The sequence below is a fragment of the Mesorhizobium sp. dw_380 genome, from assembly GCF_018588885.1.
GTDB lineage: Bacteria > Pseudomonadota > Alphaproteobacteria > Rhizobiales > Rhizobiaceae > Mesorhizobium.
On sequence record NZ_JAFFIW010000027.1, the window covers coordinates 1 to 26,212 of the forward strand.

General features: G+C 61.1%; 21 protein-coding genes and 1 pseudogene. 3 read left to right on the forward strand and 19 right to left on the reverse strand.

What is annotated here, in order from left to right:
• Nucleotides 1-7: 7 nt before the first annotated feature.
• The 4 genes from JT360_RS22710 to metH form a co-directional block, all read right to left on the reverse strand.
• Nucleotides 8-1,240 carry an NAD(P)-binding domain-containing protein gene (locus tag JT360_RS22710; protein WP_352128133.1) on the reverse strand — a complete coding sequence of 411 codons (1,233 nt, stop codon included), beginning with the start codon at nucleotides 1,238-1,240 and terminating at the stop codon, nucleotides 8-10.
• A 59-nt stretch (nucleotides 1,241-1,299) separates the two neighbouring features.
• On the reverse strand, nucleotides 1,300-1,908 hold the full coding sequence (locus JT360_RS22715; protein ID WP_352128135.1) for an OsmC family protein: 609 nt from the start codon (nucleotides 1,906-1,908) through the stop codon (nucleotides 1,300-1,302).
• Between the two features lie 776 nt (nucleotides 1,909-2,684).
• The gene (locus JT360_RS22720; protein WP_502845485.1) at nucleotides 2,685-3,146 is read right to left on the reverse strand and encodes a phasin; all 462 of its coding nucleotides are present in this window, start codon (nucleotides 3,144-3,146) and stop codon (nucleotides 2,685-2,687) included.
• A gap of 943 nt (nucleotides 3,147-4,089) precedes the next feature.
• Entirely contained in the window at nucleotides 4,090-7,884 is a 3,795-nt protein-coding gene (gene metH, locus JT360_RS22725) for a methionine synthase (protein WP_214474260.1), read from the reverse strand.
• Nucleotides 7,885-8,241: 357 nt separating this feature from the next.
• On the opposite strand from metH, the pseudogene JT360_RS22730 reads away from it, so the two are divergent.
• Nucleotides 8,242-8,639, forward strand: a pseudogene (locus JT360_RS22730) (MerR family transcriptional regulator).
• A 258-nt stretch (nucleotides 8,640-8,897) separates the two neighbouring features.
• Here JT360_RS22730 and JT360_RS22735 read toward each other — a convergent pair.
• From JT360_RS22735 to JT360_RS22765, 7 genes are all read right to left on the reverse strand, one after another.
• Nucleotides 8,898-9,605, reverse strand: coding sequence for a GntR family transcriptional regulator (locus JT360_RS22735; protein ID WP_214474262.1), 708 nt, complete (start codon nucleotides 9,603-9,605; stop codon nucleotides 8,898-8,900).
• A 130-nt stretch (nucleotides 9,606-9,735) separates the two neighbouring features.
• Nucleotides 9,736-10,494: an aspartate/glutamate racemase family protein gene (locus JT360_RS22740; protein ID WP_214474265.1), complete on the reverse strand. Its 759-nt coding sequence runs from the start codon at nucleotides 10,492-10,494 to the stop codon at nucleotides 9,736-9,738.
• 10 nt (nucleotides 10,495-10,504) lie between these two features.
• On the reverse strand, nucleotides 10,505-11,227 hold the full coding sequence (locus JT360_RS22745) for an ABC transporter ATP-binding protein (protein ID WP_214474267.1): 723 nt from the start codon (nucleotides 11,225-11,227) through the stop codon (nucleotides 10,505-10,507).
• A complete protein-coding gene (locus JT360_RS22750) occupies nucleotides 11,224-12,003 on the reverse strand; it encodes an ABC transporter ATP-binding protein (RefSeq protein WP_214474272.1) in 780 nt (259 codons plus the stop codon). Before JT360_RS22750 ends, JT360_RS22745 begins: the two co-directional genes overlap by 4 nt.
• 3 nt (nucleotides 12,004-12,006) lie before the next feature.
• Complete coding sequence (locus JT360_RS22755; protein WP_214474274.1) at nucleotides 12,007-12,981, reverse strand: branched-chain amino acid ABC transporter permease; 975 nt, start codon at nucleotides 12,979-12,981, stop codon at nucleotides 12,007-12,009.
• A gap of 7 nt (nucleotides 12,982-12,988) precedes the next feature.
• Nucleotides 12,989-13,855, reverse strand: a complete 867-nt coding sequence (locus tag JT360_RS22760; RefSeq protein WP_214474276.1) for a branched-chain amino acid ABC transporter permease — start codon at nucleotides 13,853-13,855, stop codon at nucleotides 12,989-12,991.
• Nucleotides 13,856-13,938: 83 nt separating this feature from the next.
• Entirely contained in the window at nucleotides 13,939-15,141 is a 1,203-nt protein-coding gene (locus JT360_RS22765) for an ABC transporter substrate-binding protein (protein WP_214474278.1), read from the reverse strand.
• A 143-nt stretch (nucleotides 15,142-15,284) separates the two neighbouring features.
• Here JT360_RS22765 and JT360_RS22770 point away from each other — a divergent pair, with 143 nt between their 5' ends.
• Both JT360_RS22770 and JT360_RS22775 read left to right on the forward strand, forming a co-directional pair.
• The gene (locus JT360_RS22770) at nucleotides 15,285-15,713 is read left to right on the forward strand and encodes a YbhB/YbcL family Raf kinase inhibitor-like protein (protein ID WP_250889008.1); all 429 of its coding nucleotides are present in this window, start codon (nucleotides 15,285-15,287) and stop codon (nucleotides 15,711-15,713) included.
• Between the two features lie 58 nt (nucleotides 15,714-15,771).
• Nucleotides 15,772-16,197: a hypothetical protein gene (locus tag JT360_RS22775; protein WP_214474279.1), complete on the forward strand. Its 426-nt coding sequence runs from the start codon at nucleotides 15,772-15,774 to the stop codon at nucleotides 16,195-16,197.
• 573 nt (nucleotides 16,198-16,770) lie between these two features.
• Here the strand turns inward: JT360_RS22775 and JT360_RS22780 are convergent.
• The 8 genes from JT360_RS22780 to JT360_RS22815 all read right to left on the reverse strand — a co-directional run bounded on the left by JT360_RS22780 (nucleotide 16,771) and on the right by JT360_RS22815 (nucleotide 26,100).
• Complete coding sequence (locus JT360_RS22780; RefSeq protein WP_214474281.1) at nucleotides 16,771-17,502, reverse strand: ABC transporter permease; 732 nt, start codon at nucleotides 17,500-17,502, stop codon at nucleotides 16,771-16,773.
• A 4-nt stretch (nucleotides 17,503-17,506) separates the two neighbouring features.
• Nucleotides 17,507-18,214, reverse strand: coding sequence for an ABC transporter permease (locus JT360_RS22785; RefSeq protein WP_214474282.1), 708 nt, complete (start codon nucleotides 18,212-18,214; stop codon nucleotides 17,507-17,509).
• Nucleotides 18,215-18,368: 154 nt separating this feature from the next.
• A complete protein-coding gene (locus JT360_RS22790; RefSeq protein ID WP_214474285.1) occupies nucleotides 18,369-19,166 on the reverse strand; it encodes a transporter substrate-binding domain-containing protein in 798 nt (265 codons plus the stop codon).
• Between the two features lie 75 nt (nucleotides 19,167-19,241).
• Nucleotides 19,242-21,212, reverse strand: a complete 1,971-nt coding sequence (locus tag JT360_RS34005; protein WP_214474377.1) for a DUF2817 domain-containing protein — start codon at nucleotides 21,210-21,212, stop codon at nucleotides 19,242-19,244.
• A 67-nt stretch (nucleotides 21,213-21,279) separates the two neighbouring features.
• Complete coding sequence (locus JT360_RS22800) at nucleotides 21,280-22,770, reverse strand: FAD-binding oxidoreductase (RefSeq protein WP_214474288.1); 1,491 nt, start codon at nucleotides 22,768-22,770, stop codon at nucleotides 21,280-21,282.
• Nucleotides 22,767-23,888, reverse strand: a complete 1,122-nt coding sequence (gene hisC / locus JT360_RS22805; protein WP_214474289.1) for a histidinol-phosphate transaminase — start codon at nucleotides 23,886-23,888, stop codon at nucleotides 22,767-22,769. Before hisC ends, JT360_RS22800 begins: the two co-directional genes overlap by 4 nt.
• A 47-nt stretch (nucleotides 23,889-23,935) precedes the next feature.
• Entirely contained in the window at nucleotides 23,936-25,063 is a 1,128-nt protein-coding gene (locus JT360_RS22810) for a 2Fe-2S iron-sulfur cluster-binding protein (protein WP_214474291.1), read from the reverse strand.
• A complete protein-coding gene (locus JT360_RS22815) occupies nucleotides 25,060-26,100 on the reverse strand; it encodes an aromatic ring-hydroxylating dioxygenase subunit alpha (RefSeq protein ID WP_214474293.1) in 1,041 nt (346 codons plus the stop codon). Before JT360_RS22815 ends, JT360_RS22810 begins: the two co-directional genes overlap by 4 nt.
• Between the last annotated feature and the right edge of the window lie 112 nt (nucleotides 26,101-26,212).

Below are 26,212 nucleotides of genomic sequence, written 5' to 3' on the forward strand. Positions count from 1 at the left end.
CTTAGCCTTAGACGTTGATTGAATTTTGCCCGAGGTACGATGCCAGATGATCGCTGAGATCACGCGCGTCGTCGCCAGCGCCGTCGATCAGAGCAGACTTGCGGCGGCGCAGAAACTGCGTCCCCATCAGGTACAGGCCCGGATGTTCCACTACACCGCCGTCGTGACGGACGTGGCCCTTGCGGTCGAAGACCGGCAGTTCCAGCCAGGAGTAGTCCGGCCGGTAGCCGGTGGCCCAGATGATCGTCCTGATAGCGCCTCCGGTAAGGTTGAGGCCGAGCGGCGGGTTGTCCTCGACACGGGTCGGCGGCAGGCGATCCGGCGGCCCGACCGTAGCGTCAAGGCCGTTGGCGCGCGCCCATTCGTCGATGAGGTCGAGCAGCCGGGCCATCTTGAGGTCGGAAAGCGCGCACATGTTGCGCAACGACCCTGCAAACTGGGCCTTGCCGTCTTCGGTGATGCCGGCCAGGCGGCCGATGAGCCTGACGCCGAGGTCGACCAACGCATTGAGGTCGAGGGTTGTGCGGTCGGGTGTGCCGGCAAGCTGCAGCGAAGGAACCCGTCGCGCCCGCCTGATGTCGTCCACCTCGTCGTAACGCTCGTCGAGCACGCCGGCGGCGTCCATCCACCATTCCAGGTCCTTGCCGCGATAGACGCGGGGCGCCCGGATGTGCTCGCCCACCGACAGGGTCACTTGACGCCCCGAACGCTGCAGCTCCTGTGCGAGCTGGGTGCCGCTCGACGACGCGCCCACCACCATCACGCCACCGTCGGCGACCTGACGCGGATTGCGGTAGGACTGTGCCGTCAGCATGGCGACCGACGGCGGCACGCGGCTGGCGACGTCGGGCAGGCGCGCGATGTTGCACGCGCCCGACGCCAGCACGACGGTCCGACACCGCCACTCGCCGCGGTCCGTGCGCACAAGATATCCCGCCCCGTCGCTGCGAACCGAGGTAACGGTCGTGTGGGTTCTGACCGGAGCCGAGATCGCCTTGGCATAGTTCCCGAGGAAGTCGATCACCTCAGGCATCGTCCGGTAGCCGTCGGGATCGTCGCCGTCATAGCGGAAGCCCGGCAGCCGGCTCTGCCAGTTCGGGGTGAGCAGCCGCAGCGAATCCCATCGCTCGGTGCGCCAAGTATGGGCGATCTCGCCGCGCTCCAGCAGCACATGGTCGATAGAGCGCTCCGCGAGGCAGCGGCTCATCGCGAGCCCCGCGTGCCCTGCGCCGACGATCACTGTGGTGACGGAACTAATCGCGCCCTCTCATCAGGAGAGTCTACGGCTCGTAGCGCCTTTCAATTCACCACGACCGTGACGTTCGTCGGATTGGTGACAATGTCATAGACCGCCGATCGCTTCTGCGACTGAGCCACGAGAGCCTCGATGTCCTCGGGCTTGGCGTCGGCGTCGATGTTGTACTTCACCGTGATGCCGCTGAAGCCGTTGCGGACGTCGCTGTCGATACCAAGTATGCCCGCAATATCCATGTCGCCTTCGATGGTCGCCTTCACCGACTTCAACTGGATGTTCCGGTTCTGGGCGACCGCGGCGATGCCGGCGGTCAGGCAACTGGCCAGCCCGACCAGCACGTATTCGACAGGCGTGGCGCCCTGATCCAGCGAAGCGAAGACCTCCGGATGGTCGGCATCGAATGCGAAGGTGGTCTTGCGATGCTGATCCTGACCGAGACCGTAAAAACTCTCGACCGTCGAATGGCTGTGAGTGCCGTCCTTCCATTCACAGGCCGCGCGCCACTTGAACTGCGCAGCCTCCGGGGCGTTGGTAAGCGCTTCTTTTGCGGCGAGCAGCGCCTCTACGTTAACGCCATTGTTTGCCTGTACTTCGGAAGCCATAATTATTATCCTCCCTACCTTGCACTGGCTCAAAAACCCGACCGATTCCACTGACCTCCCGATCAGATTTCACCATGGCGCGGCATGCTATGGGTCGCGAAGCGTTTCTTCAAGTTGTTTCCGCAGCGGAATGTTCGCCCTCGTGTACCGAGTTGCGCCTTTGCAGGCTCTTGGCGCGACCACGACCTTCAGCGTGGTCAATTGCAGTGTCTGCTTCCGGGCGGAGGCAAAGTTCGCCACTATGGCCGACATAGGCACAAAGCTGCCGTTCGCGTCGTGGAAAACATACGTCGGCCTCGTATCAGACTTTCCCGTTCCCCACAGGTCTTTGCGGCACCGAGACAGGTCCATCACGCCCTACACTGTAGAAAATATCGCAGGGTCTCCGAGTGGGGGGAAAGGCGGTAGCGCTCTACCGACTCGAACCCCAAATGAGTATTTCGATCAAGTTTGCACCACTGCGGATCCACACATCCCAACTTCCTTCATAAGCGTGCGCAATTCCGCTGGAGGCACAAGGCAGAAAGTTCGAAAAGCTTCCAAGAACCCCAGCCAAACTGGATGTCTCTTAGACAACGTGGCTCCATGACTTCATCCGTTGCCGCAGCTGCCGTTGTTTCTGCTAATAAATCAAAAGGTTGCCTGAACTCTGTTCGAACTTTGCCCTAATGCCACTTATAGTTCGACAGCATGATCGCAAAAAGGATGAGCAAGAGACTCGCGTCATCCAACCGTCACGCTTCCTGGGAAAATGGACGAAGACCGGCGCGAGGTGCCGGTCTTCCTATAGCGGTCAGCGAAGGAGGTGCTCTGGTTGCGTGAAGCAGTCAGACCGCCTTGAGCTCCTTCAAGGCCTTGTCGAAGGCGGACTTGATCGGCCTGGATACGTCCTCGACGGCTTTGGTTGTAACGGCTTGGAGTTCCTTGGCCTGCTCGACGGCCGTTTCAACCTGCTTGCGGACGAAGGCGGTTTGCAGTTCAACGAATTCGGAAGGCGACTTAACGGCAACTAGGACTTCAAAGTGCGAGAAGGCGGCTTCAGTATTGGCGCGCAGAACGGCAATTGTCTTCAGCGACAAATCGCTGCCAAAGGCTTTGGCGGTTTCGAAGCTCGACTCGAGAGCCTTCTGGGCGTCATCAGAGCCCGCATTGAACTTGGCAAGAACTTCTTTTGACTGTTCGACGCCCTTTTCAGCGGCAGCGCGGAACTCGGCCGCAGCCTTGGACGGATCGAAGGTCGGCAAGGCGGTGCCTTCGATGATATCAGGGGTTTTTTCAGCGGTGGACATGGTTTCCATCCTTCAGTGGGCAGCCCCAAAACGCCTCGTCAATTTATGAGACCGACTCGACCCGATAGCAATGTTTTTGTGCGCTGCACCATGAATTTCTTCCCTTGCGGTAACCAAGAGCTGAAGGCACTATCTGCGTGTCACATCATGTCAGGCACGTCCTATCGACCGACCTGGCGGGACGGAGACGCTTCGCCTCCGGCCCGCCGTCGGCAATCACCATCGCTACGAGAGCGATGCAACTCCCACCGAGCCTCTCGAGTTCGAAGCGACGTTGGTCTTGGGCGCGGTGAAAAGGCAGCAGGAACTGCCGTTTAAAATGGTTGAGACGGAAGGCACCACCACTGAGTGGCCGCCTTTCAATCGCCTGTCTAGTCAGAGCCTCTATCTCTCAGATTCGGCAGCGCTTTCGTCTTGCCTGACAACTCCGATCGTCAGACTGCTGGGGGACCAGCCGACGAAAGCCGTCATCGCCGCATTGGATGGGGAGAGGACGGCAATGCGCTCCAACAGTGCGGCGGCGCGTATGCGGGTTGCGAATTTGACCTGAGACCCTTGTTCCCACCAGTTCAATGGAGAGTCCGGAGTTTCATTGCTCCGATACCATTCTCTGGACCGCAGGAAGGTAGAGTTTCCCGGCTTTTTCACGATGGCGGGCTGGCAGCGCCATGGGGATTTATCAACGGTATCGGAACCTCGTGTCCTATTGCGGGGCCGAGGGCACGGGCACCGGCGATCGGCCAGACCGAAGGGCATGGCGGTCGGTCATAGTACGCGGCTGGCGCGAACCGAACCAGCCAGTCGCGCGCCGGCAACTGGTCGGGTGTGGCGACGAGAAGGGCCTCGGCCATTGCACCGTTCTCGTCCAGCGCGGCCGCGCGATAACAAGACCGCGCAGGGTCGCGATAAACATTGACGCCGGGCACGTGAGTCCGCAGTGCAGCTATTCAGCTGCCTTCCCAAAGGCAGTGGGGATGTAGTTGAGGATCGGCCCGAGCCAGCGCTCCACTTCGGCCGCATCCATGCCCTTGCGTGCGGCATAGTCCTCGACCTGGTCGCGCTCGACCTTGGCGACGCCGAAATAATAGCTTTCCGGATGCGATAGATAGATTCCCGAGACGGATGAGCCTGGCCACATGGCCATGCTCTCCGTCAGGCTGACACCGGCGTTCCGCTCGGCATCGAGCAGCCGGAACAGCGTAACCTTTTCGGTGTGATCGGGCTGCGCGGGATACCCTGGCGCTGGGCGGATACCCTGATATGGTTCGCCGATCAGATCGTCCAGGGACAGGTTCTCGCCAGGCGCATAACCCCAGAACTCCTTGCGCACTTTCTCGTGCAGGCACTCCGCAAAGGCTTCGGCGAAGCGGTCCGCAAGCGCCTTGACCAGGATGGAATTGTAGTCGTCGTTGGCTCGCTCGAAGCGTTCCGCGATTGCCACTTCCTCTATGCCCGCCGTCACGACGAATCCGCCGAGATAATCTGCCTTGCCGCTCTCGACCGGCGCGACGAAGTCCGAGAGCGCGACATTCGGCTTACCGTCACGCTTGGAGAGCTGCTGGCGCAGCGTGAAAAACGTCGCGAGTTCTTGCACACGACCATCGTCGGTGAAGAGCCTGACGTCGCCGATCGCATTGGCCGGCCAAAAGCCGATCGCGGCTCTTGGCGCAAACCACTTCTCGTCGATGATCTTCATCAGCATCGCTTGGGCGTCTTCGAAGAGCTGCCTGGCCGCAGGCCCCTGTTTCTCGTCCTCGAGGATCTTCGGATAGCGGCCTTTCAACTCCCAGGTCTGGAAGAACGGCGTCCAGTCGATGTATCGGGCAAGCTCCGCCAGGTCCCAGGTCTCGAAGACCTTCGCGCCCAGGAATGACGGCGCCGGAGGCTCGTAGTCCACCCAATCGATCTTGTGGGCATTGGCGCGGGCCTTGGCCAAAGGCAGCCGCAGCTTGTCGGCTTCCGAACGGTGATGCGCTTCCGCCACCTTCTTGTACTCGGCGCGCATGGTCTCGACATAACCATCCTTCGCGTCCTTCGACAGCAAGGCCGACACCACGCCGACCGCACGGCTGGCGTCGTTGACATGGACGGTCTGGCCTCTGGCGTAGCTCGGGTGGATCTTGACCGCCGTATGAACGCGGCTGGTGGTCGCCCCGCCGATCAGCAGCGGGATTTCGAATCCTTCGCGTTCCATTTCCGATGCCACATGCACCATCTCGTCGAGCGAGGGCGTGATGAGGCCCGACAGTCCGATGATGTCGACCTTCTCGTCTTTCGCCGTCTGCAGGATCTTCGTCGCCGGAACCATAACGCCGAGATCGATGATGTCGTAGTTGTTGCAGGCGAGAACGACACCGACAATGTTCTTGCCGATGTCGTGGACGTCGCCCTTGACCGTCGCCATCAGGATCTTGCCGGCGGTCTTGCGCTCGCCATTGTCGATGCCGTTGGCGGCGTTGGCCAGCTTCTCCGCCTCCATGTACGGCAGCAGGCCTGCCACAGCCTGTTTCATGACGCGCGCGGATTTCACCACCTGCGGCAGGAACATTTTTCCGGCGCCGAACAGGTCGCCCACGACATTCATGCCCGCCATCAACGGGCCTTCAATGACATGCAGCGGTCGTTCCGCCTTCAAGCGCGCCTCGTCGGTGTCGGCGTCGATGAACTCGGTGATGCCGTTGACCAGCGCATGGCTGATGCGCTGCTCGACCGGGCGGTCCCGCCAGGCGAGGTCGCGCTCCTTGGCTTCCTTGCCGGCCGCTCCCCTGAAGCGCTCGGCGATCTCCAGCATGCGCTCTGTTGCTGTGCCGCCGGCCTTCGGTTTGCGGTTGAGGACGACGTCCTCGCACGCCTGACGCAGCTCCGACTCGATCGTGTCGTAGACAGCGAGCTGCCCGGCATTGACGATGCCCAGGTCCATGCCGCGCTGGATGGCATGGTAGAGAAACACCGCATGCATGGCCTCGCGCACCGGCTCGTTGCCGCGGAACGAGAAGGAGAGGTTGGATACGCCGCCGGAAATATGCACATGCGGCAGTGTCGAGGTGATCTCGCCGGTCGCCTCGATAAAGTCGACGCCGTAGTTGTCATGCTCATCGATGCCGGTGGCCACCGCAAAGACGTTCGGATCGAAGATGATGTCCTCGGTCGCGAAGCCTGCCTGCTCCGTAAGCAGCTTGTGGGCACGCGTGCAGATCTCGACCTTGCGTGCCTTGGTGTCCGCCTGGCCTTGCTCGTCGAATGCCATCACGACAACCGCCGCGCCATACATGCGGCAGAGGTTGGCGTGGTGCAGGAAAGCCTCCTCGCCTTCCTTCATGGAAATCGAATTGACGATCGGCTTGCCCTGCACACATTTGAGCCCTGCCTCGATCACCTCCCATTTGGAACTGTCGATCATGACGGGCACACGGGCGATGTCCGGCTCGGCGGCAATGAGGTTCAGATACTCGACCATCGCCTTCTTCGAGTCGATCAGGCCCTCGTCCATGTTGACATCGATGACCTGCGCGCCATTCGCCACCTGGTCGCGCGCAACGTCTAGGGCGGCGGCGTAGTCGCCGGCGGTGATCAGCTTCCTGAACTTCGCCGAGCCCGTGACATTGGTGCGCTCGCCGACATTCACGAAGGGGATATCCTTGGTCAGGGTGAACGGCTCCAAGCCCGAAAGCTGCATCAACGGCTTGCGCTCAGGTAGTGCGCGCGGGCCATGCCTGCCCACCGCATCGGCGATGGCGCGGATGTGCTCCGGTGTTGAGCCGCAGCAGCCGCCGACGACATTGACGAGGCCTTCGCGCGCAAATTCCTCGACCTGCGCAGCCATGAAATCCGGGCTCTCGTCATACCGGCCGAAGGCGTTCGGCAGGCCGGCATTCGGATAGGCGCAGATAAAGGTGTCGGCAACGCCCGAAAGCTCGGCCAGATGCGGACGCATCGCAGCGGCGCCTAGCGCGCAGTTCAGCCCGATCGTGAATGGCTTGGCATGGCGCACCGAATGCCAGAAGGCGGTCGGCGTCTGGCCGGACAGCGTGCGGCCGGAAAGATCCGTGATTGTGACGGAGACCATCACCGGGAGCCAGATGCCCTTTTCGGCGAAGATCTCCTCCGCAGCAAAGATCGCCGCCTTGGCATTGAGCGTGTCGAAGATCGTCTCGATCAGGATGATGTCGGCGCCGCCGTCGACCAGCCCACGCAACTGCTCGCCATAGGCAAGGCGTAGGTCATCGAAGGTGACGGCGCGAAAGCCGGGATTGTTCACATCCGGCGAGATCGAGGCGGTCCGGTTGGTCGGGCCGAGAGCACCGGCGACGAAGCGGCGCTTGCCGTCCTCCTGCTGTGCGCGGATCGCCGCACGGCGCACCAGCCGCGCACCGTCGCGATTGAGCTCGTAGACCATCTCTTCCATGCCGTAGTCGGCCTGCGCGATACGCGTGGAGGAGAAGGTGTTCGTTTCGATGATGTCCGCGCCAGCCTTGGCGTAGGCGTAGTGAATGTCCTCGATGGCCTTTGGCTGAGTCAGTATGAGCAGATCGTTGTTGCCCTGCTGATGGCAAGCGCAGCCGACGAACCGGTCCCCACGGAAATGAACCTCCTGGAAGCCCAGACTCTGGATCTGGGTGCCCATCGCACCGTCAAGGATTAGGATACGCTCGCGTGCCGCGGCCTGGAGGGCGGCAAGGATCGCAGAACCGTCCGGCTTGGCTGCTACCGGCCCGAAGAGTTCATCGACTGAGGACATAAGCGACGCTCTTCATTCTCGATACGACATGATTGGTATCATGTCACATAAAGACATCTTTATGTCAACATATGTTGTTAGGCCGAAAGGCTCTCAGGTCATGACTGCAAGCGTCAAACTAACCGCGTAGTGTGAACAGGCGCCATAGCGTGACCCCACCCGCCACTGAGATTGCAATGGCTTATCGTGCCGATCAGCGCGGAGACCCCACGCCGATTGACATACGGCTTTGCCGGTATGCGATCATGAAGGTCTGGGTTCTTCAGACGGCTGCGCCGAGGCATGGAATATCGCGTCGGTATGTTGACCTTCCAGTAACTGGAAGGCCATCCTCCTTACAAAAGGAGATTTTCAGGCATGAACATCGGCATGCATCCGAACGCTCAGGCCTGCCGGCGAAGACGATCCGCTACTACGAGGATATCAGCTTAGTGCGCCCGACCCGCACCGGCAATGGGTATCGCGACTATTCGGTCGCCGACATCCACCGTCTGCGCTTCCTGCAGCGCGCGGGCAGCCTCGGCTTTTCGGCCGACGAGTGCCGGCAGCTCCTGTCGCTCTACCACGACCGGGACCCCGAGAGCGCAGACGTCAAGGCGATCGCCGAAGTGAAGGTGGCCGAGATCGACTGCAAGATCGCCGAACTGGCCGGCTTGCGCCATGCACTGCATCATCTGGTCGAGCACTGCCAACGGGACGGGCAGCCGGATTGCCTGATCATCGACGATCTGGCCGGAGAAGGCATGGTGCATTGAGGCGGGGCGGCACTGCTGGGCGCCGGCCTGCGGCGCACGGTTCAACGATATCGGCGCAATCCAGACAGTTCACGAAACGCAAAAAGCCGCCTCGGTTAGACCGAGACGGCTAGCGTATTATGACAGAAGTGGTTGCGGGACACACGACCGCCAATACCGACATTCGCTTCGCAGCAACAGATGGCAGTAAAGGACGCGGTCGTGGCGCAGCATTGCCGGCCTCCGGCGGCTGCTCGGATGCAGGATTGCCGTCCCGCTCTACGGACGAAGCAAGTCCGAGAGGATGTCCGACTTCTCTATTTTGTCCGTGAGGTCGAGCCCTGATAGGAGGTCGACAAGATGGCTGTTCATCAGTTCGGCCGCTTGGGAACTACGCCCGGCTTCGATTGCATCGACCAGCGCGTGATGGGCGTGTTTCTCACAGGTCGCGTCGCGCCTTTTCCAATAGAGCGCGATGATGAGGGAAGAATGGGAGACAAGGTCGCGAACGAAGTTGGTGAACACCGAGTGTGCGGCGATCTCGGCAATGGCAACGTGGAAACGTGCCGAAAGCATGATCGCCTCGCTGTCTCGGCCGGCGTGAAGTGCCTCATGCTCCTTCTCGAGATGCCGCCGTAACTGTGCAATGTCGCTTGGTACTGCTGCGTTGGCGGCTAGCCAAGCCACTTTGGGTTCGATCAGCGCCCGTGCCTCGAACACCTCGCGCGCCTCAACCTTCGACGGCTGAGCCACGAACGCACCCCGGTTCGGCTCCAGCCGCGCCAACCGGTCATGAGCCAGAGCTTGCAGGGCCGCACGAATGACGGTGCGGCTCACCGAATAGATCGACGCCAACTCGTCTTCCGGCAGCTTTGTGCCTGGGGCGAGACGATGACTGACGATGGCATCTCTCAGACCATAGTAGATCGGCGACCAGCGGGCTGCCGGCTTTTCGTCGCGGTCTTCTTCTCTGAGCACTGTCAACATGCTTTTCAATGCGCAGGCACGACATTGCCTGATTTATCCCAAACCGCTCAACGGTCGATGCAATCTAGTATCGCTTGCACGGCGGTCAATCCCGGGACACAGGATCTCAATGCGTGAGGCCAGGCGCGTTCTAGATCGGCGATATAACTGTTGCGTCAGCGCGAGCCGGAGACAGCGATTCGTAGATGCCCGAAAACCGCTTGCCAAGCGGAGCGGCATAGCCGCCAACCTTCGACGTCCTCAGACCGACCCGGAACAGGCTTTCCGCCAAGGTGATCGCACAGGCGACGCCGTCGAGCACGGGAACGCCGTGTTCCTGCGACAGGCTGTTCGCCAGATCAGCCATCCCCGCGCAACCGAGGACGATCGCCTCCGCCCTGTCATCGCGAACGGCGCGCGCGATCTCTTCCGAGATCCTGTGCCTTGCATCCGAGCCCGGCAGTTCCAGATCGAGCACGGCAACCTCCGACGACCTGACCTTGGCGCAGCGCGACGCGAGGCCATATTTCACCAGGTTGTGTTCGATCGCGGGAACGGAGCGGGCGAGCGTCGTCACCACGCTGAACTTGCCGGCGACAAGGCTGGCAAGGTGGAAGGCGGCCTCGCCGATGCCGATGACCGGGGCCTCGGTCGCGCAACGAGCAGCGTCCAGCCCGGTATCGTCGAAACACGCGATGACATAGGCGTCGATGGCCGCCGCTTTGTTCATTTCGGCGATGATCCCAGGGATGGCGAAGACTTCGTCGAAATAGCCTTCGATGCTCGGCGGACCGTCGCCAGGGTTGACCGAAATAATTTCTGTCCCGGCAGAAGCAACGCTCACTGCGACCTTGCCAATTTTGGCGGTCATCGATGCGGTCGTGTTGGGATTGATGACGAGTATGCGCATGCGATCAGCCTCAAATCTCGCCGCCGAGATAAAGATGCTTGACCCGTTCGTCGGTCAGCAAATCAGCGGAGTTCCCATTCAGCGCGACGCTGCCGGTGGTCAGCGCATAGGCGCGCTGCGAAATGCGCAGCGCCATGCGGGAGTTCTGCTCGACAAGCAGAACGCTGACCTTCTCGTCGCGATTGATCGCCACGATCGAGCGGGCAATGTCCTGGACGAGCTTCGGCGCGACGCCCAGCGAGGGCTCGTCGAGCAGCAGCAGGCGCGGCCTGGCCATCAACGCGCGGCCGATTACCAGCATCTGCTGCTCGCCGCCGCTCATCGTACCGGCGGCTTGCGAATATCGCTCCTTGAGGCGGGGGAAGCGGCCGAGCACCATCTCCAGCGAGCCGACGATCTCGGCCTTGTCGGAGCGGGTGAAGGCGCCCATCAGGAGATTGTCCTTAACCGACATGTAAGGGAAGACGCGGCGCCCCTCTGGAACCATGGAGATGCCCATCTTGACGATGGCATCAGGGGTGGCGCCGTCGATGCGTCGGCCGCTGTAGTGGATCTCGCCGGATTTGATCTTGCGCAGCCCGGTGATGGCGCGAAGGATCGACGATTTGCCGGCGCCGTTGGCACCGATCAGCGCGACGGTCTCGCCCTCGTTGACCTCGAGCGACACGCCTTTCAGCGCGTAGACGTGATCGTAGTAGAGTTCGACATTAGCAAATTTCAGGACCTGGTTCATAGGCCGATAGCCTCGTCTTCGCTGCCGAGATAAGCCTCGATCACCTTGTCGTTATTCTGGATTTCCGCCGGCGTTCCCTCTGCGATCTTCTGGCCGAAATTCAAGACGACGATGCGATCAGAAATCTTCATAACGGCAGGCATGTCGTGCTCGACCAGAAGGATGGTGAGGCCGAGCTCGCGCAACCGTCTAATCATCGCCACCATTCTCATCGTCTCGTCGTGGTTCATCCCGGCGAAAGGTTCGTCAAGCAGCAGGATCGACGGGTTCGTGGCGAGGCCGATGGCAATGCCGAGGGCCCGCAAGTGACCATGCGGCAAGTTTCGGGCGGTCTCTCCAGCGAGCGAGGAGAGGCCAAGCAGCACAAGAATTTCGTCGGCTGATGTACCGAAGGCTGCCTCGTCGGCCTTGGCCGCGCTCGTGCCGAGGAAGAAGCCAAGCAGGCTCGCCCTGGAGCGCAGATGGTGTGCGATGATGACGTTCTCGCGCACGCTCATATTCTTAAAGATCGTCGTTTCCTGAAACGTCCGGACGACGCCTTTGCGCGCGGCGATGTGCGGCGCCTGGTCGGAGATGCGCTCGCCCTTTAAGCGCACTTCGCCCGATGTCGGCCTGAGGAACGACGCGATCAGCTTGAAAAGTGTCGACTTGCCGGCGCCATTGGGACCGATGACCGACAGAATCTCCTTCTCACGCACCGAGAAGGAAATATTGTTAACCGCAACGAGACCGCCGAAGCGTTTCGTCAGAGCCGAGACTTCGAGCAGATCGGCCATGGCTCAGCCCTTCTTCCGGGTCGTGGCGGCGAGGCTGAGCAGCCCATTGGGCAAGAACAGCATCAGCACGATCATCAAGGTCGAGTAGATCAGCAGCTGAAACCGGCCGGTCTGGAACAGGAGGTCCCAGCCGAAATAGAGCACCAGCGTGCCGAGCATCGGTCCGAATACATAGCCGAGCCCGCCGAGGAAGCAGTTAAGCATGAAGTTGACAGAGTCGATGACCGTGAAGCTCGACGGATAGATCGACTGCGAGATGGCGGCGAAGATCGCGCCGGCCACGCCGCCAAAGAAGGACGAGACGGCATAGGCGATGACGCGCAGATAGGCGATGTTGACGCCGATCGACGAGGCCAGCTCCTCGTTCTGCTGGAGCGACTGGCAGAGCTTGCCGACGCGCGAATGAACCAGCCGGTACACCACAGCGAAGCAGACCACCATGAGCGCGACCGCCAGCAGGTAGAAAGCCAGCCGAGCATTATGCAACGTTGCGAAATCCGGGATGATGGTGAGGCCGAAGATCGACAGCGCCCCAGGGAGCGGGATGCTGACCATGCCCTTGGCACCGTTGGTGATCGGCAGCGCCAAAGCCAGAAGCCGCGCGACCTCGGTCAGCACCAGTGTCACCATGGCGAAGTAGACTCCGCGCAGGCGCAGGATCGGCAGGCCGATAAGGACGCTTGCCGCCGCGCAGGACAGACCGGCGGCCGGCAGCGTCGGCCAGAACGACCAGCCATGGGTCACCACAAGTATGGCCGAGACGTAGCCACCCATCAGCGCATAGGCGCCCTGGCCGATGTTTATCCGGCCGATATAGAAGGTAAGCCACACGCCGGCACTGGCGATGCTGAGCAGCGCCACCGAGGTGAGCGTGTAATAGAGGTCGAACCGACCGCTCACCGAGATAAGAACCGGCACAGCGATGAAGACAATCGCCAGAAAGGCGGCAACCGAAGCGATTTTCACGCTACGCGTCATGGCACCATCAACCCCACGGCTTACCCATCAGCCCATTGGGGCGGATCGAGAGGAACACCATCAGCGCTGCGAAGATGACGAGGTAAGTGACGTCGCCATATTCGCGCAGCACAGTGAGGCCTACTGACTCCATCATGCCGAGGATGAAGCCGCCGGCGATCGCGCCGCCGACGACACCGGCACCGCCGATCATCACCATCATGAAGGCCTTGATCGAGATTGGCCCTCCGATGCCGGAATTGACGCCGGTGATGGTGACCAAAAGGCCGCCGACGATGCCGGCCAGCATGGCGCCCATGGCGAAGCCGATCATCGAATAGCGGTCGACCTGGACGCCCATCAATTGCGCGGCCACGCGGTCCTGGGCCAGCGCCCGCATGGCGCGCCCCACCCTGCTGTACTGCATGTAGAGTACGAAGGCCGCAATGAAGACCAGTGCGAGCACACCGACGACCATACGGTCATAGGGCATGATGATGCCGCCCTCGTTGAACACGCCCTTGACGATCTTGGGTACGCCGCGCTGCTTTTCACCGAAGATGAGCAGGATGACGGCGTCGAAGAAAAACGCCGTCGCCGCCGCCAGCAGCATGGTGCTTTCCTCTCGGAGACTGCGCTTGATGACGGTCCGGAAAAGAAACTTCTCCATGAGCGCGCCGATAACGGCGAGCGTGACGCCCGAAGCCAGCAGCGCCACCACGAAGGGCAGGCCGAGCTGGCCGTAGACGGTGTAGGAGATGAAGCCGCCGAGCACATACATCTGCCCGTGGGCAAAGTTGAGGACGTTCATCAATGCGAAGATCAGGGTGAGCCCCAGCGCAATCAGTGCATATTGGGCACCAAGATAGAATCCGTTAGCGATGACCTGTTCCATAGACGCCTTCGATCTTCCGCGAGGCCCGGAACATGCTCCGGGCCCCCGGCAACGCGGGAGGAAGTAACCGCTGGAAGCTAACCCTAGTCGACCGTGCCGACGAACAGGGTGTGGAAGGCGCCGTCCTTGTATTCGTTGACCACCATGGGCACTGCCAATTGGCGCTTCTGGCCGAAGGAGGTCGTGCCAACATAGCTCAGCTTGGCATCGCCCTTCAGATAGGGATTGGGCGCCGAGAAGCTGTCCATCGTCTTCTTGAACTCCCCGACATCGTTGATCGCCGCTGGATTGGCCTTCAGTGTTTCGAGGATATATTCGAGCGCATACACCTTGGTGTTGGACTCGTCGTTATACTCGCCGAACATCTTGGTGTAGCGGCTGACGAACTCCTTCATCATGTCGGAAGCAATTTCCGGCGTGGAGGCGCCACCGACTGAGATGAAACCGTTAGCATACTCGCCAGCGCCTTCTTCCAGAACCTTGGCGTCCTGAGCCGTTTCGGTTGAGATCAAGCCCTCGAAGCCCAGTTCACGGGCGGCGCGAATGAGCAACGGCGCGTTGGCTGGTGCCACGCCCGACAGTACGAGCAGATCGGGCTTCAGTGAAACGATCGGCGTGAGCACCGGGGTGAAGTCGCGGGTGTCATTTTGGTAGGTATCGTTCTGGGCAACGATTTTCAGCCCGAGCGCCTTGGCCGCCTCGACGCCGCTATCTCGCTGGCTGAGCGGGTCCGATTCGTTCGCGGCGACGAAGGCGATCGTCTTCACGCCCTTGTTTTCCTTGAGGTATTTGTATATCGCCGGGCCTGACTGATAGTTGGCGATCATGCCGAGCACGGCATTCGAGGCAGGCTTCTGATACAGCGCCTTCGGGAAAGCATAAGGGAAATAGATGATGCCGTTCGCCTCGGCGACCGGGCGGACGGCGGCGGCGCCGTCATCAACATTCGGCCCGACCACGTAGTGAATGCCTTCCTGGGCCATCTTCTCCATGCCGGCGATGGCGCGCTTGGGGTCTTTCTGATCGTCGAAAGTAACGATGTTGACGTTGTAGGTGGCGTCACCGATCTTGACGCCGCCAGTCTCGTTGATCCAGGCGGCACGCGTCTGCATCGAACGCACATTCGAGGTGCCCCAAGCGGCGGCCGGACCGCTGGTGACGCCGACGAAGCCGATCTTGAGTTCCTTGTTCTGGGCCTGCGCGGGCGGCATGCCCGCAGCGGTCATAGCGAGAGCAGAGACGGCGCCAAGCACCATCGATTTGAGAGTCGAGCGTCGGTTGATCATTCTGGCGTTTCCCCTTTTGGTTATCGCGCTTTGTTTTTGCTCATAGGCTGCGCGGATACCCTAGGGGAAACCCAGATCACCAGATTGTCAACATCTTTCTATAATTTTGTATACAATCCCCCCACAATTGGCCGCTTGGCTTTCTGCCAAAACCGCCCGCCGGTGAGGATCGTTCCCCTCCCCTCGGCTGGACTGGCGCTCCGGCCGGAACCGGCAGCTTTGTCCTTCTCTGCGATGATCCAGACGCTCCGGCGGGGATCTGGCATCACTGGGCGGCCTATGACATTGCGGCCGATTGTGTAGGGTTGGCCGAAGGCGCCGCCCGGCGCCGCGCGATCGGTGCAGCACGCCTTTCAGACCACGCGCGTTCCGCCGGGCATTCCGCGAAACCCAGAACACAGTCCGGCCCGAGATCGTCAGGATGTCCCGAAGTCGCCTGGTTGAAACGGAACCGATTGCTGGCGAGGTGGCTGTTGAGGGAGGGACCACGACGAAGCGTCCACGTAACTCGCCGAGAGGCGTCGAGCCAATCCAAGCTTCCTCTGCCCCAAAATTGGAAAAATTTCGACTAAGCCCCAGGCCTCCGATAGCAAAAGAATGCCTCTTCGATAGTGGGTCTCGAACCCCACAGTGGCTGATCAAGGTTGCATCACAGCGATCCAGGCACCCCAACGTCCTTCAGAAGCGCGCGCATTTCGACTGGAGGCGCAAGACAGAAAATTCGAAAAGCTTCCAGGTACCCCAGGCAAATTGAACGCCGCATTGGACAACAAGGGGCACGGATATTGCAGCGAACGTCCGCGATGGAACGGTGAATGTCGTCGGCAAAAACAGCTAAAAAATAGAGCTGTCGGCGGATACGTCGTGGGAACGAAAAAAGAGAAGCAGAACTTTCGTGTGCGATTTTTGCACACGCTATTCCTTAAATATCTGATTTTATTTACCTATTTGTCCAGTCCATCATTGCCACGGTTTGTGATTTTCGACCGCTCGGGAATCGATTGCGGCTTACTCACGCTGAACGTCGCCGATAGCAAAAGAACGCTCCCTCAATAGTGGGTCTAACGATGTAGCGGTCTCCCGCTACCAAAATCCGATAAGCTGTTGAAATAACTAGCAAATCATGCATATGTGGTAGCGCCCCCGGACAAAATTACCCAATAATTTCAATGCTGCCGACGACAGGATCAACAAGACGCTCATATCCGTCACGAGCAGTCATTCGGGCTGAGGTCCGAGCGCGGTCGACGGCGGACGGCGATGGGTTGTCGCTGAATGCTACATGCATCATTGGTCCGCAGAGGAGCGTCCCAGTTCCTAGTGAAGCCAAGGTGAAGCTACGTCAACGACCGCCCGTCGATGCGCGCCGCCTGACAGAATGAATAGCCGCCGGGGCAACGCACGGCCCGTGGGTCAACGTTTTTGGACGGAAAGGAGCATGCGAGCTCCGGGAACGCGTGGAAGCGCCAGTAGCGGTCATCCGCCGCCGGTTTTCAAAATGACCGCAGTAGGCCCATCGCTGCCGAACAGCAATGCACCCCAATGTCGGACGTTGAGCAAACCTTGGCTTTTCCCAAAGCTGACATTGCGCGCGAACAGGCAGACCGCTCGTTTGCACCAAGATCTGCGTCACAAAACTGTTGCAGAGCCTTCCGGGTTAGGCGCGCTACGTATGTCGCGGGATAGCAACTCATGCCGCATAAGGACCCGCTCGGTTGAGCGGATGATTGCAATCAACAACAGATTGATGACCAGGTAGAGGACTCCAGCGATGGCGAAGATTTCGAAAATCGCGAAGGTCTGGCTCATGAGCCGCTTCGCATAACCGGTGATCTCGAGCACGGTAATTGTCGATGAAAGGCTTGTGCCTTTGACGACCAGAATAAGTTCATTTCCGTAGGCTGGCAGCGCTTGGCGAATCGCCAGTGGAAACTCGATGCGACGAAACCGGAGCATGCGCGACATGCCGCACGCCTGAGCCGCCTCGACGAGACCGACCGGAACGGACATCAATCCGCCACGCAGAATCTCGGACGTGTAGGCTGCCGTATTGAGCGCGAGCGCCATCACTGCGCAGCGCGCGCCGTCGCTGACCACCCACCACAGAGCCGGGTTGTCCTTGATCAGGGACAGCTGGCCGAGCCCATAATAGAAAAGGAAAATCTGAACCAGGAGCGGCGTTCCGCGAAACACATTGCTGTAGTATTTTGCGAAGCCTGCCAAGAGACGGTTTGAAGACAATCTCATCAACGCCAATCCCAGGCCAAGATTGAAGCCGATTAGCACCGAAACAACGGTCAATACCGCCGTCATGCCCAGGCCTTTGAGCAGAACCGGAACCGCAAGCTGGATGAGTTCCATCGCCCTACTTTCCTGTCCGGAGCCGGAGCAGCCGCTCGGTTCCGTCGAAACCGGCCTGGCTTACAAGCGTGATGATCAGATAAACGACCGCCGCGATCAGGTAGAAGATAAATGGGTGACGGGTGGAGTTCGCGCCGATGAATGAAATGCGCATCAGCTCCTGGAGCCCAACCACCGAGACCAGGGCGGTATCCTTGATGGTGGTCTGCCAGACATTGTTGATGCCGGGAACCGCAATGCGCAGCATCTGCGGCGCGATTATGCGGCGGAAGATACGCCCGCGCGACAGTCCAAGGGCGCGAGCCGCCTCGATGTGCCCATTGGGAATCGCGGCCAATGCCCCGCGCACGACCTCGGTCGAGTATGCGCCCGAGATTGCTCCGATGGCGATGACCGCGATGACAAACGCATAGCCACTCTCAGCCACACCGGCGTAGCCGAATGCGGTCACGACCTTCGTCACGAATTCAACTGAACTGAAAAACAGCAGGTAGATGATGAGCAGCTCGGGCACGCCACGCACCAGCGAAGTATACGCGTCAACGAGGAGCGAAAGCGGAAATATCCGGGCCCATTTGATAAGGCCACAGGCTATACCGATCACCAGTCCGGCCGCCATGCTGACGACGCCTACGAGGATTGTTATCGACGCGCCGCGCAAGATTGCGGTCACCCAACCCGCTTCCCAAACCTGCCAGAGGCCGAATTCCATTTGAGTGCCCTAGTCTTTTTTGCGCGAACGAGAATTGCATCCACGCCGGCTGCGATGACCCGACCCAGTCCGCTGTCGTCGGACAAGCGGTACGGCCGATTATCGCATGCGTCCGGGCTCAACCGGACGCATGCGTTGCCGAAATTCCCCGACGTCAGTTGCAGGGGCGGGAAATATCCGTCTTGAACCATTTCTGGCTGGCCTTGCCGATCGAGCCATCCGCGATCAACTCGCAAAGCGCCTTGTCGATCTTTGCCTTGAGTTCGGTGTTGTCCTGGGCGATGCCGACGCCGATTCCTTCGCCGAGCGTCGGATCGAACGTGCTCTTGATCTCAACGCCGACCAGCTGAAAGTTCTTGCCATCCGGCTTGTCCAGAAAGTCCTGCAATGCGGATTGATCCGCGAAAGCGGTGTCGAGACGACTGCTCGCAAGATCGATCTGCATCTGATCGAGCGTGTCGTAGGTCTTCAGATCGGCATTCGGCACACGCTTCTCCAGAAAATGCGCATGAGTCGTGCCGGCTTGCACGCCGACCTTCTTGCCGTCGAGCGCCTTCAGCAGCGCGTCGACGTCGGTGATCCCCGCGAGATCCGAGCCTTTCGCAGCGACGAACATATTGGCCAGCTCGGCGTAGCCGACGCTGAAATTGATCTCCTTCTTGCGGTCGGCGGTGATCGACATGCCCGAGATGATGACATCGAAGCGCTTGGCCTTCAGCGCGGGAATGAGCCCGTCGAACGCCTGCACGACGAAATGGCACTTCACCGCAAGCTTGGTGCAGAGCAAAGCGCCCACATCGGCGTCGAAACCCGTGACGTTGCCACTGGCGTCGGACATGCTCCACGGAGGATACGCACCCTCCGTGCCGATGGACAGCTCACCGTCGGCGGCAACGGCATTTGCCATGCCCCCCACAAGACCTGCGAGCAGCATCAGGATTTTCAGTTTCATGGTCAGTTCCCCTTGTTGTTGGTCTTCATTGTCGTTGTCCGGGTTAACCGAACGCTTCGAGGACGCGGCCTGTACTCACAATGTCCGTGCCAGGAATTGACGCAGACGCTCCGAGCGCGGGCTGCCGAACAGCGCCGCGGGTGCACCCTCTTCCTCCACCTTTCCCTGGTGGAGAAACAGAACCTTGTGGGAGACCTCGCGCGCGAACTGCATCTCGTGCGTCACGAGGATCATGGTGTTGCCTTCCTCCGCCAGCTGCCGGATCACCCGCAGCACCTCTCCGACCAGCTCGGGGTCGAGCGCCGACGTGGGCTCGTCGAAGAGGATGACCTTGGGACGCATCGCCAACGTGCGGGCAATCGCCGCGCGTTGCTGCTGGCCGCCTGACAACTGGCCCGGATAGTGGGCGTGCTTGTCGGCAAGGCCGACCTTCTTCAGCAAGGCGTGCGCGTGTTCGACGGCCTTCTCGCGAGGCTCCTTCAAGACATGCCGGGGCGCCTCGACAATATTCTCCACCACCGTCATGTGCGGCCAGAGATTAAAGTTCTGGAAAACCATGCCGACGCGGGCGCGAATTCGTTCCACCTGAGCCATATCGGCCGGCCCGAGACGGCCGTTCGCCAATGGCTTCATCTTGATGATCTCACCGTCGATGGCGACCTTGCCGCCGTCGGGCTGTTCCAGAAGATTGATGCAACGCAGGAACGTGCTCTTGCCGGACCCGGACGATCCGATCATCGAGATCACTTCGCCGGCGTGCGCCGTGAGATTGACACCCTTCAGCACCAGAAGGGAGCCGAAGCTCTTGTGGAGTTCGTCGATCTGAACGGCCGGCGTCGTGATCTTCGCCTCGTCCGCAGGAACCGAATTGTCCGCCGGGAAGCCGACAATCGACGGCGTCTGTCCGGGAACGTGGCGATCGTCTTTTGCAATCTCGACATTCTGCAAGTCGATCAGCGCCCGGTCGAAGTAGCGCAGGCTGCTCGTCAGGCAGGTCCGCTGCCAATCCGGATCATCGGGAATGAAGGCGGTGCGCAGCGTTTCCCGGATGCGCTTGCCTAGTGCGGAATCGATCTTGCCGAAAAGATGCAGCCAGTTGTCCGCCTGCACTGCCTCCATGACGGCAGCTCCGTCCAGCGTGCCGCATTCGACAACAAGCGGCAGCACGCGTGCGTTCGGCATGGCCTTGCGGACAGCATCGGAGACATAGCCGGTCGCCGTAGCCGCAATGCCGGTGCCAGTCTTGGCCTCCGGACCTGTGATGACGGTGGCTAGCGCTGGACCGAAGATGGATTTGCCCCAAGCCAGGCCGGCATGCTCTGAACTCGCTACGGAAAGCAGAGCCGGATAACCATAGGGCCCTGCCCCGGTATGCATGTCGAAGACTATGACCTGGCGTGCCGCGCCGGCAAAGGTCTTCAGGATTTCGTTCAAGGTGCGGTTCGACCAGACCGGGCCACCGCCGCCGTAGAACATACCGTCGGCGAACTCATACTGGCCGGCCTCGACGATGGCCGCCAGTCCGACATGCCCAAGCCTCCTGCGCGCAACGGCGAGCTTCTCGTCGGACGCAATGCGGCCCGGCCCTTCCCATTCACGGTACGCCACGGCGTCGTGCAGGCCGGCATAACCATTGTTGACGGGAACGGCCTGTGACCAGTCGATGAAGTTGCGGTTGAGGTCGACGTTGTCCTCGTTGACGCGCCGCGACCATGCCGTACCCCAGGGATTGATGAGATGGATGGCAAGGATCGCCGTGTCGTCGGGCAGGCGTCGCAGGTTCTTCTGGCCGAGCCAGGCGGTCTGGCAGATTGAGCCGAACGGGCCCTCGACGCCATGCGTGCCGGAGATGAGCACGATCAGCTTGCGTGCATTGCGGCGGCCAAGGAGCGCCACATCCGTCGCCAGCGTCTCGCCATACGGGCCGTTGAGCGGATGAACATACTCAGATAGTTCCGCGCCCGCCCGCTCGGCGGCTTCGCGAAATCCCTTGCGCAGGGCGGCGAAATCACCTGCATGGGCCGGGGCTGTCTCATCATAGCGCATGGTCGATCCCACTGGACCGTTGACGGTTGCGATCAATCCGTTCATTCCCTGTCGTTCCACCATGGGGCTATTCATCGTTTTGATCGCTCGCGTTCGGAGGCCTGGAGGACCTGACGTACCAAGCGTCGGAGGGAAGCACCTTGTCGGGGTTCATGATCGACTGACCGTCCAGCGCTCGTTTCACCAGCTCCATCGCGGCGAGCTTCGTCGGGTCAGCCGTCGCCAGCAGCGATTGGATGCGCTTGGACCCAACACCGTGCTCGGCGGAAAAGGAACCGCCAATCTCCCGCAGTTGTTGATACAGGACGCTGTCGACAGCCTGCGCCACATCAGGCGCCAGCGGACCCTGGTTGAGGATGATGTGCAGGTTCCCATCGGCCAGATGCCCGAAGACATAGGGGGCCAGACCCGGTTCGATCGCGGCGAGCCCGGGCAAGATTCTGTCGAGATAGGACGGTATTTCCGACAAAGGAACCGACACGTCGAAGGAAGGCGCATGGGGATGGGTGCGATAGAGCACGCCGGTGTCCTCGCGCAACCGCCACAGATCGTCCTCTTGCCGCCGCGAGGCGGCAATGATGCCGGTGGTTTCGGGATAGCGCTCCATCACTTCAGAATAGATCCGCTCGAAATCCTCGCGCAGCGCTTCTTCGTTCGCGCCGCCAAGCGACAGCAGCAGGAACAGCGGTTGGTCGAGCGGCACGCCGGGTTCAGACCACCCAAGCGCGGCGGCGGCCAGGCTGAAATATGAGGTCCACATCGCCTCCGCCGCGCGCAGATGCCCGGCACCCGATTCAAGCGCCAGGCGAATGGTTTGCAGCGCCGCTTCGACGGACGGCAGCCCGAAAAGCGCGGTGGCGGTGGCTCGTGGCGAAGGGTCGAGCTTGACGACCACGCGGGTCACGATGCCGAGCGTTCCTTCGGCGCCGATGAAGAGATGCTTCAGATCGTAGCCGGCGGAATTCTTCACCACCCGCGTCAGATCGGAATAGATGGACCCGTCGGCAAGCACGGCCTCGAGCCCAACGACGCGATGGCGCATGACGCCGTTGCGAAAGGCCATCACGCCGCCGGCATTGGTGGACACCATGCCGCCGATCGTCGCCGAGCCGCGTGCCGCAAGGTCGATGCCCGGTTCCAGCCGGTGTTCAAATGCGGCAGTCTGCAAAGCCTCCAGTGTGACACCGGCACCGACCACCGCCACGCGTTCGAGTGGATCAAGACGCTCGATGCGGTTCATGCGTGCCATCGAAAGAACGATCTCGCCCGGCCGCGAGACAGTTCCATCGACCAGGCCAGTCCGACCGCCTTGCGGCACGATCGGGATCTCATTCTGACGGCAGATGCGCACCACCGCCGCGACTTCGCCGGTCGATGACGGCGCAACGACGATGCCGGCGCCGCACGCGACACTGTTCGACCCAAGGTCCGGTATCTCGGCATCCTCTCCCGCCAGCACATTCGAGGCACCGACGACATCACGGATGCTGTCGACAACTGGCAGCGGCACCGCATGGTCGATGCAATTCGCCCGCGTTGGAGAAACAGGGCCGCTCATCGCGCCGCCAGTCCCTGAAGCGCGACGATCAGCCGGTCACTATCCGCCGGTGAGCCGATGGTGACACGCAGATAGTGTTCGTAGCCGGTTTCGCGCCAGGCCTTGACGATAATCCCTTGCTGCAGGAGGCGGGCGGCGATGCTCGAACTGTCGTCCTTGCAGTCGAAGAACAGAAAGTTGGTCTGCGACGGCGAGACCCGAAATCCAAGGCGGGCAAGCGCCGTGGAGACACGCTCACGCTCGGCCCTGACACGGCCTGTCGATGCCTTCATCCAGCTTTCGTCGGCGAGCGCCGCGATGGCGGCCGTTTGTGCCGCCGCATTGACGTTGAATGGCGTCTTGGCGGCCGCGATCACTCTGGCCAGTTCGAGGCCGGAACAGACGGCATAGCCCACGCGCAGCCCCGCCAGACCATAGGCCTTCGAAAATGTCCGCAGAACCACATAGTCGATGCCGCTGTCGCGCAGGACCTGAATGCCGTCGGGCGCGCCAGGATCGGCGAATTCGAAATAGGCCTCGTCCAGGACAAGAAGCGTGCCGGGCCGCACGGCGCCGATCAGCCGCCGCAGGCTAAGATGGTCGAGACCCGGCCCAACCGGATTCCACGGCGAGGATATGAAAACGATCCGCGGCCCGGTGGCGATCGCCGTTTCGAGCGCGGCAAGATCGAACCCCATTTCGGGCGCCATCGCGACCTTGACGACATCGGCGCCTGCAGCCAGCGGCTCTATTTCATGAAGCCCGAAGCTCGGCACCGTCGTGACGACCGAGGCGCCCGGCACCAGGACGGCGCGCGAGATGGCGGCGATCATCTCCTCGGAACCATTGCCGGCAACGATCAGGCCGGGATCGACCGCCAGTTTTTCGCCAAGCGCCTCCCGCAACGCCGCGCAGGCCGGATCGGCATAGCGCCATGGCTCGAAGGATGAGGAGGCCAACGCGGCTATGACGGCGGGAGAACACCCATCGGGGTTCTCGTTGCTGGCCAGCCGAGCGATATCGTGGCGGCCACTGAGCGCCCGCGCCATCGCGATGTTCATGCCGGCATTGTAGGGCGGCAAGGCGGCGACATGTGGATTGAACGCGAGGCTCGATGCTGACTTGACCGACTGTTCCAAAACCCGACTTCCGTTTCCCCGCGTCCAGGCGCGGCATCATGATCTTGTCAAATATCCAGGACGACTGATCCGCGTGGCTTGGAGCAGCACAGCAGCACTTCGCCTTCCCGAAGCTCGTCCAGCGGTTCTTCGAAATAGGCGACATCGCCCGCGATCAGCCGCGACTTGCATGTGCCGCAGATGCCGGCCCGGCAACTGAACTCCGGCAACAGACCCTGGTTCTCGGCGAAGTCGAGCAACGATGCCGCCGAGCCATCCCAGACGGCCGTCAGGCCCGACTTCCGGAATTCCACGGTTGTCGCCTCCCCGGCCGGCTCGATCCTTGCCGGCTGTGCCGGAGCCGCGGGTGCTCGCATGGCATCGGGCTCAAGCACCGTCGCCGGGCCGAAAAATTCATAGGCAATGCGATGCCTCGGTACGCTGAGCTCGCGCAGCATGGCGTAGATGGCCTGCATGAACGGTGGCGGGCCACAGAGATAGAAATCATAGTCATCGATCGGCAGCAGCCGCTGCAGCAGCTCGCGCGAAATCATCCCTTCGCTGTGGAAGCGCTGCTCGGCTTTGTCGCGCTCGGACGGGGACCGGTAGCAATAGTGCGCGGTGAGGCCGGGCCGAGTGGTGATCAGGCCGGTCACCTCCTCGCGCAAGGCATGCACATCGCCGTTCTCGCAGGCATGAATGAAGACAGCGCGGCCGTCGGGCAGCGAAGCCAGCGCATGCAGCATCGACACCATCGGCGTCAGCCCGACGCCACCGCTGAGCAGAACGACTGGACGGTCGCTGGCCTTGTCGAGTACGAAATCACCGCGAGGCCCTTCCGCCTGAAGCACATCGCCGACGCCGATCCGCTCATGCAGGAAGCACGAGCTTAGCCCGTGAGGCAGGCCCGGCGCGGGTGCTGTTTCACGCTTCACGCTGATCCGATAGCGAATGCTGTCTGGCGGACCGGAGACACTGTAGTTGCGCAGCACATATCCCCTTTCGCCGGCTGCATCCCGCGCTACCGGAATCCGGAACACCAGGAACTGACCCGGCTGGAAGTCGTGCCAGTCCCGTGGATTGACCGGCTCGAGATAGAACGACGTGATGATGGCGCTTTCCTTCACCTTCGCGACCACCTTCAGGTCGCGAAACCCGCTTCTTTCAATACTGTCACGGGCGGTGAATGCGTTCATTCGGCGGCGGCCAATTGCCGGCTTTCGGCGGCGATCAGTTTGGCGAGGTTGCGGCGAAACCGCAGCGGCCCGACATCGATCTTGAGGTCGAGATTGGGCGTCCGCTTGTTGGCCATCCCCTTGTGCACGGCATTGAGCACGGCGCGGTCCTCGTCGAACGCGCCGCGCACGGATGTGGCGAACTTGCGCGAAACCTCCAGATCGTCGGGCGCGAAATTGCGCATCTGGAACCAGTAGTATTTCGTCTGGTTCTCATCGACCGGCGTCATGAAGTTGTAGCTGTCCATGAGGAACACATCCTTGTGGAGCGGCTTGCCTTCCCCGCCGGTTTGGGCCGGCACGAAAATCGCCTTAATGATCGCGTTGGAGGGATAGCGCACCTCATAGTGCTGCTTGCGGTCGCAATTGCCGGCGAATTTCAGGAAGGGCGCATAAAATGGCGCTGGCGCCGCATCGACAACCCAGCGCCACACAGTCACGCCGTCCGCACCGACCGTGGTTTCGAGCGGCGCATCCTCCATCGCCTGCACACCGCCGAACGAGGATTGGTGCACCCATGATACGTGTGACGGATCGAGCAGGTTGTCCGTCATGTAGAGATAATTGCAGTCGAGCATCATCGACTCGCCGCGATTCACACCCCAGGCCGGGTCGCCCCAGTGATCGACCTCGAAGATCAAGCCAGGATCGGCCTTTTCTGCTTCGCCCATCCAGATCCACAGCAGCCCGTATCGTTCGGTGATGGGATAGGAACGAACGCACGCCACGTGCGGTATCTTTTCAGCACCGGGCACACGCGTACAGGTTCCGGTGCTGTCAAAGGTCAGACCGTGATAGCCGCATTCGACCGTGTCACCTTTGATGCGGCCCATGGATAAAGGCAGCTTGCGATGCGGGCAGGCGTCTTCGAGCGCTGCAACCACTCCGTCGCTCTTGCGATAGAGAACGATGTCTTCCCCGAGGACCCGTACCGGCTTCAGCTCATTGGAGACTTCCTGGTCCCACGCGGCCACATACCAGCAATTTCGAAGAAACATGGCGTCCTCCCGTGCTCGTGAACGCCAAAACGAATAGCTCTCGGGCACGAGACGACATAGTGCTTGCATCTGCGTTCTATTTTAGAAATGCTAAAACAAGCGGACCCCCAGG

Excerpts from the sequence above, each read along its gene's own strand:
- JT360_RS22720 (WP_502845485.1), bottom strand. The coding sequence starts at position 3,146 with ATGTCCACCGCTGAAAAAACCCCTGATATCATCGAAGGCACCGCCTTG.
- metH (WP_214474260.1), bottom strand. The coding sequence starts at position 7,884 with ATGTCCTCAGTCGATGAACTCTTCGGGCCGGTAGCAGCCAAGCCGGAC.
- JT360_RS22735 (WP_214474262.1), bottom strand. The coding sequence starts at position 9,605 with ATGTTGACAGTGCTCAGAGAAGAAGACCGCGACGAAAAGCCGGCAGCC.
- JT360_RS22740 (WP_214474265.1), bottom strand. The coding sequence starts at position 10,494 with ATGCGCATACTCGTCATCAATCCCAACACGACCGCATCGATGACCGCC.
- JT360_RS22745 (WP_214474267.1), bottom strand. The coding sequence starts at position 11,227 with ATGAACCAGGTCCTGAAATTTGCTAATGTCGAACTCTACTACGATCAC.
- JT360_RS22750 (WP_214474272.1), bottom strand. The coding sequence starts at position 12,003 with ATGGCCGATCTGCTCGAAGTCTCGGCTCTGACGAAACGCTTCGGCGGT.
- JT360_RS22755 (WP_214474274.1), bottom strand. The coding sequence starts at position 12,981 with ATGACGCGTAGCGTGAAAATCGCTTCGGTTGCCGCCTTTCTGGCGATT.
- JT360_RS22760 (WP_214474276.1), bottom strand. The coding sequence starts at position 13,855 with ATGGAACAGGTCATCGCTAACGGATTCTATCTTGGTGCCCAATATGCA.
- JT360_RS22765 (WP_214474278.1), bottom strand. The coding sequence starts at position 15,141 with ATGATCAACCGACGCTCGACTCTCAAATCGATGGTGCTTGGCGCCGTC.
- JT360_RS22780 (WP_214474281.1), bottom strand. The coding sequence starts at position 17,502 with ATGGAACTCATCCAGCTTGCGGTTCCGGTTCTGCTCAAAGGCCTGGGC.
- JT360_RS22785 (WP_214474282.1), bottom strand. The coding sequence starts at position 18,214 with ATGGAATTCGGCCTCTGGCAGGTTTGGGAAGCGGGTTGGGTGACCGCA.
- JT360_RS22790 (WP_214474285.1), bottom strand. The coding sequence starts at position 19,166 with ATGAAACTGAAAATCCTGATGCTGCTCGCAGGTCTTGTGGGGGGCATG.
- JT360_RS34005 (WP_214474377.1), bottom strand. The coding sequence starts at position 21,212 with ATGCGCTATGATGAGACAGCCCCGGCCCATGCAGGTGATTTCGCCGCC.
- JT360_RS22800 (WP_214474288.1), bottom strand. The coding sequence starts at position 22,770 with ATGAGCGGCCCTGTTTCTCCAACGCGGGCGAATTGCATCGACCATGCG.
- JT360_RS22810 (WP_214474291.1), bottom strand. The coding sequence starts at position 25,063 with ATGAACGCATTCACCGCCCGTGACAGTATTGAAAGAAGCGGGTTTCGC.
- JT360_RS22815 (WP_214474293.1), bottom strand. The coding sequence starts at position 26,100 with ATGTTTCTTCGAAATTGCTGGTATGTGGCCGCGTGGGACCAGGAAGTC.